Here is a 13256-nt window from a genome sequence, read left to right as displayed (position 1 = left end):
CACCCCCCTACTTACAAGTTATGCGCCGCCTCTTTAAAAATGCGTCCCCGCTCCTCATAGGAAGCAAACATGTCCCAACTTGCACACGCCGGGGATAACAAAACGACATCACCGGCACTGGCAAGCTTCGATGCTTCCTGCACAGCAACGGTTAACGTCCGGGCAGCGTCCTCCTCATTATCGACGACCTTAATTTGCTTTAATCCGGCAAGTTCCGCGACCTTGGCAATTTTTGTCCGTGTCTCTCCAAGGGCAACGACAGCTTTTACCCGTTCCTGGAACAAGGGTAACAACTCCATCATGTCTGACCCACGATCCAGCCCACCGGCAATTAACACCACCGGTTCCTTAAACGAATTCAGGGCCATGACCGTAGCCTTCGAATTGGTCGCTTTGGAGTTGTTGTAGTACGCAGAGCCATTATGTTCTAGAACATATTCGAGTCGGTGTTCAACCGCCTTGAAGTCTGCAAGCGGAGCAGCCAGCACCGCCGGATCAGCTCCTGCCGCTACGGCAATGGCCACAGCAGCCATTGCATTTTCCACATTGAATCGTCCAGCGATGCCAATGTTCTCAATATCGATAATGATGTGGTGATCTCCGTTTTCATCCGCATAAATAATCTGGCGCTTCACATCATCCTCTTCGCCATCCACATAAGGAGGATCTGCATACACACCTGCATCCAATTTCTCGGTCATGGAGAAGGGGAGCAATCTGCCTTTGATGTAAGGAACCAGACCACGACATACCGGGTCATCCCAATTCAGGATGGCCACGTCGTCAGGTTGCTGATTGGCGAAGAGCTTGGCTTTGGAAGCCACATAATCATCCATGTCCCCGTGATAGTCCAGATGCGTCTCTGCAACGTTTAGCAGGCTCGCAATACGCGGACGGAAATCGGCCGTTCCTTTGAGCTGGAAACTGCTAAGCTCGACAACCATCCAGTTATCCGGAGAAGCCTGCTCTGCCGCTTCACAGAGAGGGGTTCCGATATTACCGGCAACGATCGGCTTGAGGCCGGCATGTTCCAACATTTGCCCCACCCAAGTCGTCGTTGTTGTCTTCCCATTGGATCCTGTAATACCGATCATGGGTGCAGCACACAGATGATAGGCGACTTCCACCTCCGTGACCACTTCAATCCCTAATGCCAGAGCTTGCTGCACAGGAGCAGCGTTGTAAGGAATACCCGGGTTTTTGACAACCAGCTTCACATCACTTTGAATCAGATCATCCGGATGTCCACCGCATACAACAGAAATTCCCAAAGCCTCCAATTCGGAAGCTTCGGGACACTGATCTCTTTCTTTTTTATCATTCACTGTAACCTTCGCTCCGGCACGATCCAGCACTTTGGCGACTTGTACGCCGCTTTTGGCCAATCCCAGAACGACTACTTGTTGTCCGCGATATGATTCAGGATGGTTCATGATTTACAACCCCTTGTTGAGATAAAGTCCAAGAGCGGCCAAAATTGCGCCTACCGCCCAGAAGGTAATGACAACACGCCATTCTGACCAACCACTTAATTCAAAGTGATGATGAATGGGGCTCATTTTGAATACACGTTTGCCACGAGTCTTGAAGGATACCACTTGAATAATAACCGACAGGATCTCGATGACAAAAATACCGCCAATGATGACAAATAGAAGCTCTGTTTTCGTTACGATGGCCACTGCACCAATCGCACCGCCAATCCCCAGAGAACCTGTGTCCCCCATAAACACTTTGGCCGGATGTGCGTTATATACCAGAAAACCAAGCACGGCTCCGATCATCGCTGCTGCACACACTGCTGCCGGCATGGACGTGGCTTGCATCGCCACAATGGCAAACGCACCAAAGGCAATCGCACTTACCCCGGACAGCAAACCATCCAGACCATCGGTAAAGTTAACCGCATTGGTAATGGCAAGCATCATGAATACGACAAACGGATAATAGAACCATCCGGTCCAGTCAAACGAGAATGACGTACCCGGAATAGAGATGGCTGTGCTGTGTCCATTCTGAATCAGCAAGAAACACATCACTGCACTGAAGAACAACTGCCCCAGCATTTTTTGTCTGGCCGTCAGTCCAAGCGAACGTTTGAATACAATTTTGATGTAATCATCAAGGAAGCCTATAAGCCCGAATCCCAACGTAGCTACAAGCAAGACATAAAAGTCTGTATTCTTGACTGCCGAAAATTTCAAAAAGGCCAATGTGAACGCAACTAAAATGACGACGCCACCCATTGTAGGTGTTCCGCTTTTTTTCAAATGGCTCTGAGGCCCATCTTCCCGAACCTGCTGTCCGAATTTCATTCGTCGTAACAGCGGAATCAGGAGCGGTGCGGCAATCACCGCCAGAATAAATGAAACGCCGATTGTTAACAGTAATACCTGAAAATCCATGGGTTCACCCCTCTAGTCTACTCGATTCTGTAATGGTGCTATTTGTAGTGCTTCGACCACGTCCTCCAGCTTCATGCCCCTTGAGGCTTTGAATAAGACAACGTCTCTTGGATGAAGTTTCTCCAGTAGATAACGGGTCATTTCTTCTTTATCTATAAAAGCATGCACAGCCTCTGCCGGCATATGCTTTCTTGTTCCTTCAGCAATCTTTGCTGATAACGGACCATATACCAGCACCATGTCCATTTTGGCAGGTGTAATATACTCACCGATTCCAAGATGCAGATCCTGCTCCTGAGGACCGAGTTCAAGCATATCACCAAGCACAGCCACTTTCATACGGTATCCTTTCAGACCCTCTAATACATCAATGGCAGCCTTCATGGAAGTTGGACTTGCATTGTATGCGTCATTCAGCATGGTCAGACCACTTACGCCTTGAGTAACCTCAATGCGCATGCCTGTCAGTTTCAAGCGGGACAAACCCGCAGCAATCTGTTCTGTCGTCACTCCAAAATGACGGGCTACAGCGAGGGCAGCCAAGCAGTTAACGACATTATGGGTTCCTAACAGCGGGAGTGTAATTGCAAGGTCTCCAAACTGTTTGGTGGTGAAAACGACCCCATTCTGCGCATTCATGAGTCCGGTAGGATAATCATCATTGTCGGTTTGCAGACCGAATGTAAACCGCTGCAATCCCTCCGGTTGGATCGTTTCCGGCTCTTCAAGGACTTGAGCAATTAAAGGCTCGTCTCCGTTGTAGATCAGTAACCCGCCTGGCTTCAATCCCGCTGCAATCTCGGCTTTGGCTCTGGCAATCTCTAATCTGGACCCCAGCTGAAGCAGATGAGATTCACCAATATTCGTAATGATCGCTACATCAGGCTGAGCAATAACCGATAACTCGTTAATTTCTCCGCGGCCACTCATGCCCATCTCCAAAATAATAATTTCTGTATCCGGGTCCATGCTTAGTACAGTCAGTGGCAACCCGATATGATTGTTGAAGTTGCCTTGCGTCTTGTGCACTTTAAACGTAGTCGAGAGAATGGCGTCCACGATGTCTTTCGTTGTTGTCTTGCCGTTGCTGCCTGTAATGCCAACAACAGCAGCTTTATTCTCCGTTAGATAAGCAGATGCGAGTGCTTGCAGTGCGACAAGTGTGTCGTCAACAACAATAACTGCTCCTTGTGGCGGAATCCCATGATCCTTTTGCCAGATCGCCCCTGCGGCACCCTTCTCTAAACAGGCTTGCACAAATTCGTGTCCGTCAAACCTTTCACCCACTAGCGGAATAAACAAACTGCCTTCCAGAGGTTTACGCGAATCGGTAAACACCCCTTGGACCATTACATTGCCATGAACAGCAACGTCACTTAATGTTCCTCCACACATCTCGGCCAATTGTGCCAATGTTCTTTTTATCAATTGGATTTGCCCCTTATCGCTTCTTTGGCTATGATCCGGTCATCAAAATCGGTTTTGGTTGTGCCGATAATCTGATAGGTCTCGTGACCCTTGCCCGCAATCAATACTACATCGGCTGGGCTTGCCATTTCAATAGCTTCATGAATCGCCTGGCGACGATCCACAATCATCGTATAACGTTCAGCAGGAACGGATTCTTCAATCAGGCCCTGTTCAATGTCTTTGAGAATGAGATCCGGATCTTCTGTCCGTGGATTATCGGAAGTGACCAGTACAAAATCACTATATTTTGCAGCAATTTTACCCATAAGAGGTCGTTTCGTACGGTCTCTGTCACCACCACAGCCAAACACGCAGATCACATGTCCTTCGGCAAATTCCTTCACCGTCCGCAGCACATTCTCCAGTCCATCCGGTGTATGGGCATAATCGACAATCACAGCAAACGGCTGTCCTTCGTCCACTCCTTCAACACGTCCATCCACGCCCGGAACCGTCTCCAGACTGCGCTTGATCTCTTCCAGCGGAATGCCTTCTACCAGTGCTGCAGAGATCGCTGCCATTGCATTGTACACATTGAATTTACCTACCATGCGCAAGCGAATATCCGTGCTGCCTGCAAATGTATCCACGTGGAATGAAGTCCCTTGTGAGGTAATCGAGATTTGGGATGCGCGTACATCCGCCTCTTCACCCATGCCATATGTAATCACTTCAGCCGCAGTCACAGAGATGAAATAAGCCGCTGCCGGATCATCTGCATTGATGACAGCGAATTTACGCTGTGAAGTGTCTTCCGTATATCCGTTACCCAATCGTGCAAAGAACAATCCTTTGGCTCCGCGATATTCCTCCATGGAATGGTGGTAGTCCAGATGATCCTGTGTCAGGTTAGTGAATACCGCAGTACGGAAATTCGTTCCCTTCACACGGCCTTGTTCCAGTGCGTGAGAAGAAACCTCCATAACACAGCAGTCAGTCCCCTTCTGAACCATATCATGCAGACTGCGCTGCAGATCAAGTGCCTCTGGTGTTGTTCCTGACATCGGATAGGTACGACCGTCATAACGCATTTGAATGGTACCGATCAATCCCGTCTTACGTCCATAATCGCTCATGATTTTTTCAATCAGATACGTAGTGGTCGTTTTTCCGTTCGTTCCCGTTACACCAATCATATTCATCTTCTGGCTTGGCGAGTCAAAAAAGAAATCTGCCAGAACAGCCATCGCAAACCGGCTGTCCTTCACCAGCAATTGTGGTACAGGCAGATCCAGCTGCCGTTCAACAACCAATGCAACTGCACCAGCATTTACGGCTTTTTCTGCATAATCATGACCATCTACCGTATGTCCCGGAAGACAGATAAACAGATCACCCGGTTTTACCTGCCGGGAATCTGTCTGAAGGTTGTGGCATTCTGTATTCGATTCGCCCACAATACGGGCGGTGGTCAGCATCGATGCGAATTGTTTTAAAAGCACATGAATAACCTCACTTTTCCAATTATACTTCTGTTCTAGCTTGTGTCTGTATTGATTAATATCGTCAATACAGACACATAATGAAACGCGCCTGGATGAATTTTGTTGCGCCTGAAGTCGAAACGGCTTCAAAGCTTCCGTTATTCATCCTTCGTGTGATCATGCGCATCATTCAGCACATCCCCCATGTAAATGCGGATGGTTGAACCCTGATCTACCCTTGCCCCAGGCTTAGGCGCCTGATTAATGACATATTTACCACTGCCGGACTTCGCCAACATAAAATTCATGTTCAGGTCTTCGTATAGATCTTCAACAGTAGCACCTGTCAGATCTGGAACCGTCACGATTTTGGTCTCGCCGTACTTGTATTCTTTGGCGACCTGATCCTTCCGGACAGGGACGTTCATGTAATGCAGGGCATCCTCAAGGATGTTCTGTACAATCGGGGCGGCAACCACACCTCCGAATTGAATCCCTTTGGGATTATCCACTGCGGTATAGACCACAATCTGTGGGTCATCTGCTGGAGCAAAACCGATAAAGGATACGATATGCTCCGTTGAGGAATAACGTCCGTTGATAACCTTCTGGGCTGTACCTGTTTTACCACCGACCCGGTATCCATCAATAAACGCCGGACGCCCGGTACCTTTGGCGACAACACTCTCGAGTGCTTCACGTACTTGCTTGGACGTATTCTCCGAAATCACTTGGCGAACGAGTTCCGGCTTGGCTTCTTCCATCACTTCTCCCGTTACCGGATGGACCCAGGCTTTCGTAACATAGGGCTTGTAAAGTTTACCCCCATTGATGGCCGCTGACACCGCTGCTACTTGCTGAATAGGCGTTACAGATACCCCTTGACCGAAAGCAGTCGTTGCAAGCTCGACCGGTCCTACTCTGGACAGTTTGAACAGAATTCCACTGGCTTCTCCGCTGAGGTCGATTCCCGTTTTGGTACCAAAGCCAAAGTCTTTGATATAGGAGAATAGCGATTCTTTACCCAGCCTCTGCCCTAATGCCACAAATCCCGGGTTACATGAGTTCTCCACAACTTGCAAAAAGGTCTGGCTACCGTGGCCGCCTTTTTTCCAGCAACGCAGACGAGCTCCCCCCACTTCAACATATCCTGGATCAAAAAACTGATCTTGCTGCAGATTAACCTTTTTCTCTTCAAGCGCCGCTGCCAGAGTAATGATCTTAAACGTGGAGCCCGGCTCGTATGTCATCCAGATCGGTAGATTCCGGTTGTATATCTCTGCGGGATATTGTTGATAATCAGCAGGTTCGTATCCCGGCCTGCTGGACATCCCCAAAATTTCACCTGTTTTGGGGTTCATGGCTATGGCCAGTGCTGAGTTCGCCTGGAATTTCACCATGGCCTGATCCAGTTCTCTCTCCATGATGGACTGAATGGATTTATCAATGGTCAGCTTGAGGTTAAGGCCGTCCTTCGGTTCCACATACTTCTCGGATGAGCCCGGCATTAGCCTTCCGGCCGCATCGGACAAGTAGGACACACTGCCATTTAAACCATTCAGCTTGTCATCATATTTCTTCTCGACGCCCGTTAAACCCTGATTATCGATGCCCGTAAAACCAAGTATATGAGCAGCCAGATCATCATAAGGATAAAAACGTTTATTGTCCTCAGCAACAACGATACCCGGAAGCTTCAAATCACGGATGCGCTGAGCTTTCTCCATCGTAATTTTGCGGCCACCGGGTTGTAGTCTTACAATCAATTCTCGTTTCTTAATGGTTGCCAGCACTTTCTCTTCAGTCATCCCGAGCAATGGAGCCAGCGCTCTGGCTGTCGTCTCAGCTTCCTTGACTTGTGCCGGAATGGCCATAATGGTCGGTGTTGTGACATTATAGGCCAGAGAGGTTCCATTACGATCCAGAATCTCCCCTCGCTTAGCAGAGTAAGGAATATTACGCCGCCAGGATTCTTCTGCTTTTGCTGACAATTCAGGGCCTTTCCCGAGTTGTACATAAGCAAGCCTGATCACCAGGGCCGAAAATAACAGAACTAAAATCATTAAACTCCATAGCAGCCTGCGCCGCAGATTTACGCTTGTTCCCTTCACGAAAAGATCCCCCCACTCGTCCCAAAATCATGACATTCGTTCCATTCATGAATATTCAGGACAACCGGGGGTTAGAACAAGCTGTCAGAGCTCCTTATGGAAGAGAAGCCCCGTTTGTTGTTGGATCGCTAGAGGATTCGGATTCATTGGCAGAAGCATTGTTGTTATCTGTCTCTTCTGTTACATCGCTTTTACCTTCTCCGCCGGACCCCTCTTGTTCCTTCACTTCAGCATCTGACGACGGATCAGAAGAAACGGGAGCCTCATCCGCTATGCCAGTGACTGCGGCTTTGGCAGTCTGCAAATTCAGTAGCACGGTTCTCTGCTCACCTGCGACCTGCTCCGTTTGCTTCACGACATAGCCTTCACCCTTGACGGTAACTCCAACTTTCATGAGAGAAAGCACTTCAAGAGCATCGCGGAGAGATTCACCTGTCAGGTCAGGAATCTTCATTTTGCTACTTTCTTCCGTTAGCAAGTAGATTCGTTGGCCTGGATTCATGGATGCCCCAGCCACCGGATACTGCCGAATTACATTATCACCTTGACCAAGAGTCACATAAGCAATACCTGCACTTAAAAGTTGGCTTCTGGCCTGTTTGGCTGTCTTGCCACTCAGATCCGGTGCCTTAGCTTGCACGACAGGGACTCCTTTTGACTTTTTGTCAGCAGTTTTGGCTGTATCCTTCGGAACTCCCATATATTGAAGAGTTTGGCTAACGATTTTTTTGAATACAGGGGCAGCTGCAGTTCCTCCCCCAATATTGGTACCATCAGGTTGGTCAATGACAACTAGTATCGCAATCTTGGGATTATTCACGGGTGCAAATCCAATAAACGATACAACGTCTTTCGACTTGCTGTATGCCCCGTTAACTACCTTTCTTGCCGTACCTGTCTTACCAGCTACACGGTAACCCTCGATATAAGCGTTGCGACCTGTACCAATCGTTTGGTCTGCAACCACTTGTTCCAGATAACCGCTCACCAGTTTGGAAGATTCCTTGGAGATCACCTGACGAACAACTTTAGGTTTAATCACTTCCGTTGTCCCATCATTCGGATTCTTGATCTCCTTCACCAGATGTGGCTCAAGCAACTTGCCACCATTGGCAATCGCCGAAATCGCTGCGACCTGTTGAATAGGTGTTACCTGGACAAGACCATGACCATAGGCAGCAGTAGCAATCTCGGATTTAAAAACCAGTGGTTTAATTGGTGATGCCGCCTCACTTGGCAGATCAATGCCCGTCTTTTTGCCAAAACCAAATTGGTCTATGTAATGACGTAAACGTTCACCGCCAAGCATGCTGTAACCCAGATTAACAAAAGCAATGTTACTAGAGCGTTTTACACCTTCAAGATAAGATATTCGGCCGTAAGAATGACCGTTATCACTAATCGTATATCCGCCAATATAGGTCGGTTTCGATTCGAAACTTGCATTGGGATCGAAGAGTTTTTCTTCCACAGCTCCTGCTAGCGTTACAATTTTGAATGTAGAACCCGGCTCATAGATCGATTGCGTCGCATGATTAATAAAGTTCTTTTGATCAGGCGTGCTCGCATACGTATTCGGGTTAAAGTTTGGCCAGTTCGCCATCCCCAGAATCTCCATTGTGTTCGGATCAGCAGCAATAACCGTCATGCTCAGAGGATTATACTTGGCAACGGCTTCCTTCATGGCATCCTCGATGTAAAACTGGATCGTATCATCGATGGTCAGTGTAAGGTTTTTCCCGTTCTGAGGTGGCAGATAGTTATCCTGTGAATCCGGAAGTTTAATGCCTTTGGCATCCTTCTGATAATTCAGATACCCGTCTGTACCAGTCAGTGCTTCATCATATGAGACTTCAAGTCCATTGACAGCTTTCCCATCACGGCTCATATACCCCAAGAGGTGAGAAGCAAGTGTTTCTTCGGGGTAAAAACGCTTCGACTCTTGAGCCATCACAATTGCGTTACGGGCCTTGTATTCATCTTGCAGTTCTTCACGCAGCTCGTTGACTTGTGCCGCAAGCTCAGGACTAATCTTATATCCCTCGCTACGCACCTCGCGTTGCTGATAGAATTCATCATCTTTATTCTTCGCTGTAACCAGAACGCGCATTTCACTTTCATTTTTGCCAAGAAGAGCAGAGAGCCTCTCCGTGACAACATCCTCTATACCTAGTTCATTAATTAAAAGAGGATTGACCGAAACCGTATACGCAGGCGCATCGGTAGCCAGAATGTTACCATTTCGATCCGTAATCGTTCCACGTGCAGCCTTAATCGTCTGTTCCCGCTCTACCAAACCGGCCGCCCGTTCCTGCCATACACCACCATTCACAACTTGGATGAAAAAGATTCGGGTTACGAGTACAAGAAAAAAGAGGGTAATACATCCCCCTATAAGCAACGTGCGCATCTTTATTCTTTTTATCATCGGAACACCTCTTTACTTACTGCTCGCTGTATTCGAGGACGATTCAGTACCTGTTGATTTAGTCGAACTTGTGGAGCGAGGTACAAAAATGACATCCTTGCCGGAAGCTTCAACATAACCAAGTTGTTTTGCATTTTCAATAATCTGGTTGTTCAATGTTTCTTTTTCCACTTGCAGGTCTGCAATCGTCTTCTCAAACCCCTTGACTTCTGAAATAGTGGCCTGTGCCTGCTTGTTCAGATCATAGATATGAGCATAACGAGACATCAAGGCTCCTCCAACAAGGATAACTGCAACCAGGGTAATCAGATACAAAATCTTCTCGCGTGCCGGAAGACCCGTACGACGGGTCACCACTTTGGTGGTTTCTTTGTATCGTTGCTGGGTCACACGTTCCTGGGACGCTTTTTCTTTTACAGCGAGATTACCACGTGTATATGCCATACTCCGATTCTCTCCTCCACTCTTGATCTACAATTTCTCGGCTACGCGCAGTTTGGCTGAACGAGCACGTGAATTTTCGGCCAATTCCGTTTCCGTTGGAATCAGCGGTTTTCTGTTAACTAAACGCAGGGTACCCTTGCCGCCGCATACACACAACGGAAAATCGGGTGGACATGTACATTTCTCCAGATAACTGCTGAAAATCTGTTTACATATCCGATCCTCAAGGGAGTGGAAGGTAATAACAGATACACGTCCTCCTGGTGCTAGACAACGAACAGCCTGATGCAGGCCTTCCTCAAAAGCACCCAACTCATCATTGACGGCAATCCGTAATGCCTGGAAGCTGCGTTTGGCAGGATGTCCACCGGTACGGCGAGCTGCCGCCGGAATGCCTTCCTTGATCAGTTCTACGAGTTCACCAGTGGTTTCAATGGTAGACTGAGCTCGTTTTGTAACGATTACACGGGCAATTCTTCTCGAAAACTTCTCTTCGCCATAGCGATAGAAAATCCGAGCAATCTCTTCTTCTGACCATTCGTTTACAATCTCTTTGGCTGTAAGCATTGCATCCTGGTCCATTCGCATATCAAGTGGAGCATCATGATTGTAGCTGAATCCACGTTCTCCTTCATCGAATTGCGGAGATGACACACCCAAGTCGTACAAAATACCATCGACCTGTGGTACACCATCCTTCATCGGTACATCCAGATCCTTAAGTACCTGTTCCAGATCTCGAAAATTGGTTTTCACCAATGTTACACGTTCTCCATAGGTAGCGAGCTTCTCGCGAGCATTATCCAAAGCCCAATCATCCTGATCAAGTGCGATCAGACGTCCCCCTGGACCGAGCTTGGAAGCAATCACGGAGCTATGTCCGCCACCGCCTAAAGTGCAGTCCACGTATATACCGTCCTGCTTGATGTTTAATCCCTCTGTTGCCTCTTCTTTGAGTACGGTTATGTGGTGAAACAACCTGCACCCCTCCTGACTTTATAAATCAAAATTAAAATCGACCAGCTTTTCGGCAATGTCGTTGAATGCTTCTTCGGATTGATTGAAATAACTCTCCCATATGCCTTTGCTCCAAATCTCCACCCGGTTCGACACACCAAGAACAACACAATCTTTGTCCAGCTTGGCATACTCTCTTAAATTGCCCGGCAGATTTACCCTGCCCTGTTTGTCCAGTTCACATTCGGTTGCACCCGAGAAAAAAAAACGGGTAAACGCACGTGCATCAGATTTCATCAATGGCAGTGCTTTGAGCTTCTGTTCCATGACCCCCCACTCCTCCATGGGGTACACGAAAAGACACTGGTCCAAACCTCGTGTGACAACGAAAGACGGTCCCAGAGATTCGCGGAATTTAGCCGGAATGATGACCCGACCCTTATCATCAATGCTATGTTGGAACTCCCCCATAAACATTGGACCACTCACTCCTCACCCGATTCTCCCACTTTGCCCCACTTTCCACCACCTAAGCATAATAGATTCGCACAAAAAAATCAAAACCCTTCTTGCATTGCTTGATTTTTTATTTTATAAGCATAAAAAAAACGTCTCTGATCCTGTCACTCAGGATCAAAGACGTTTACCGTAAACGGACAATCGTATGTCTACCCGTACATGAGCCATATCATCAATAAACCATTCTATACCCTTTGAATCGGTTCATCAGCTTGTAAATATTGGATCGAGCTTAAAACTTCCAGCTATCCAAGTATTTTTCCTGCTCAGCTGACAAGGAATCAATGCCAATATTCAGGCTTTCAAGCTTATAGCTCGCAACCTGTTGGTCGATATCGTAAGGTACATTAACCACGTTTTTACCCAGTTCAGCATAGTTTTCACTCACATAACGCAGACCAAGCGCCTGCAGAGCAAACGTCGTATCCATGATTTCGGCAGGGTGACCATCTGCTGCACCCAGGTTCACCAGACGACCCTCTGCAAGAAGGTACATTTTACGACCATCTTTGAAACAATATTCCTCAATGTTGCGGCGAACTGTGCGAATCGATTCCGAACGTTTAGCAAGTTCAGGTTTATTCACTTCAACATCGAAGTGACCGGCATTGCTCAGGATCGCTCCATCCTTCATCACATCGTAGTGCTCACCCGTGATAACATCCTTATTGCCCGTAACCGCGATAAAGAAATCGCCCAATTTGGCAGCTTCCACCATCGTCATTACCCGGAATCCGTCCATATGTGCTTCTACCGCTTTAATTGGATCAATCTCGGTTACGATCACATTCGCTCCAAGGCCTTTGGCGCGCATCGCTACACCTTTACCACACCAGCCATATCCGGCAACCACTACATTTTTCCCAGCGATCACCAGATTGGTGGTACGAATGATACCGTCAAACGCGGACTGGCCTGTGCCATAACGGTTATCAAACAGATATTTGCAGTAAGCGTCATTAACTGCTACCATCGGAAACTTCAATTGGCCCTCTTTCGCCAATGCTTTCAGACGAATAATGCCCGTTGTCGTTTCTTCTGCTCCACCGCGAATGGTCGCTGCGAGGTCAGGACGCTCAGATGCAATAATGGTCGCGAAATCTCCGCCATCATCAATAATGAGATCAGGTTTCACCTCAAGCGCACGAAGTTGCAGTGATTTGAATTCTGCAGGTTCCGGGTTGTACTTCGCATATACAGTTACGCCATCCTCTACCAATGCTGCGCAGACATCATCTTGCGTAGACAATGGGTTGCTGTGGGTAATCGTTACTTCTGCTCCACCGGCTTGGATCACTTTTGCCAAGTAAGCTGTTTTGGCCTCCAGATGAAGACAAATAGCTACCTTCAAACCTTTAAAAGGCAGATCCTGTTCAAACTGGCGACGAATTCGGTTCAATACCGGCATATGTGCTTCTACCCAGTCAATTTTCAGATGACCCTCTGAAGCGAGTCCCATATCTTTAACAATACTGTTTTGCAATGCAGGTGTAGTCAT

The 13256-nt window shown here is 47.7% G+C and carries 10 protein-coding genes; all 10 read right to left on the bottom strand.

The window, feature by feature from the left end; genetic code table 11:
- Positions 1–11: 11 nt before the first annotated feature.
- Positions 12–1433, bottom strand: coding sequence for a UDP-N-acetylmuramoyl-L-alanine--D-glutamate ligase (murD, locus tag AC4G47_RS08485; protein WP_491105710.1), 1422 nt, complete (start codon positions 1431–1433; stop codon positions 12–14).
- A gap of 3 nt (positions 1434–1436) precedes the next feature.
- Positions 1437–2405 carry a phospho-N-acetylmuramoyl-pentapeptide-transferase gene (mraY, locus tag AC4G47_RS08480; RefSeq protein ID WP_047843751.1) on the bottom strand — a complete coding sequence of 323 codons (969 nt, stop codon included), beginning with the start codon at positions 2403–2405 and terminating at the stop codon, positions 1437–1439.
- Between the two features lie 12 nt (positions 2406–2417).
- Positions 2418–3830: a UDP-N-acetylmuramoyl-tripeptide--D-alanyl-D-alanine ligase gene (locus AC4G47_RS08475; protein WP_491106667.1), complete on the bottom strand. Its 1413-nt coding sequence runs from the start codon at positions 3828–3830 to the stop codon at positions 2418–2420.
- Positions 3830–5317: a UDP-N-acetylmuramoyl-L-alanyl-D-glutamate--2,6-diaminopimelate ligase gene (locus tag AC4G47_RS08470; RefSeq protein WP_491105709.1), complete on the bottom strand. Its 1488-nt coding sequence runs from the start codon at positions 5315–5317 to the stop codon at positions 3830–3832. Before AC4G47_RS08470 ends, AC4G47_RS08475 begins: the two co-directional genes overlap by 1 nt.
- 140 nt (positions 5318–5457) lie before the next feature.
- Positions 5458–7362 carry a stage V sporulation protein D gene (locus tag AC4G47_RS08465; protein ID WP_440131295.1) on the bottom strand — a complete coding sequence of 635 codons (1905 nt, stop codon included), beginning with the start codon at positions 7360–7362 and terminating at the stop codon, positions 5458–5460.
- Between the two features lie 142 nt (positions 7363–7504).
- Positions 7505–9838 carry a penicillin-binding transpeptidase domain-containing protein gene (locus tag AC4G47_RS08460; RefSeq protein ID WP_491105708.1) on the bottom strand — a complete coding sequence of 778 codons (2334 nt, stop codon included), beginning with the start codon at positions 9836–9838 and terminating at the stop codon, positions 7505–7507.
- Positions 9839–9850: 12 nt separating this feature from the next.
- The gene (locus tag AC4G47_RS08455; protein WP_491105707.1) at positions 9851–10282 is read right to left on the bottom strand and encodes a hypothetical protein; all 432 of its coding nucleotides are present in this window, start codon (positions 10280–10282) and stop codon (positions 9851–9853) included.
- A gap of 27 nt (positions 10283–10309) precedes the next feature.
- The gene (gene rsmH / locus AC4G47_RS08450; RefSeq protein WP_491105706.1) at positions 10310–11260 is read right to left on the bottom strand and encodes a 16S rRNA (cytosine(1402)-N(4))-methyltransferase RsmH; all 951 of its coding nucleotides are present in this window, start codon (positions 11258–11260) and stop codon (positions 10310–10312) included.
- An 18-nt stretch (positions 11261–11278) separates the two neighbouring features.
- The gene (gene mraZ, locus AC4G47_RS08445) at positions 11279–11716 is read right to left on the bottom strand and encodes a division/cell wall cluster transcriptional repressor MraZ (RefSeq protein WP_017687291.1); all 438 of its coding nucleotides are present in this window, start codon (positions 11714–11716) and stop codon (positions 11279–11281) included.
- A gap of 274 nt (positions 11717–11990) precedes the next feature.
- On the bottom strand, positions 11991–13256 hold the full coding sequence (locus tag AC4G47_RS08440) for an adenosylhomocysteinase (RefSeq protein WP_491105705.1): 1266 nt from the start codon (positions 13254–13256) through the stop codon (positions 11991–11993).

This window comes from Paenibacillus sp. Negev47 (assembly GCF_058313655.1).
The sequence above is the reverse complement of the archived record's forward strand: the minus strand, read 5'-3'. Positions and strand labels throughout refer to the sequence as shown.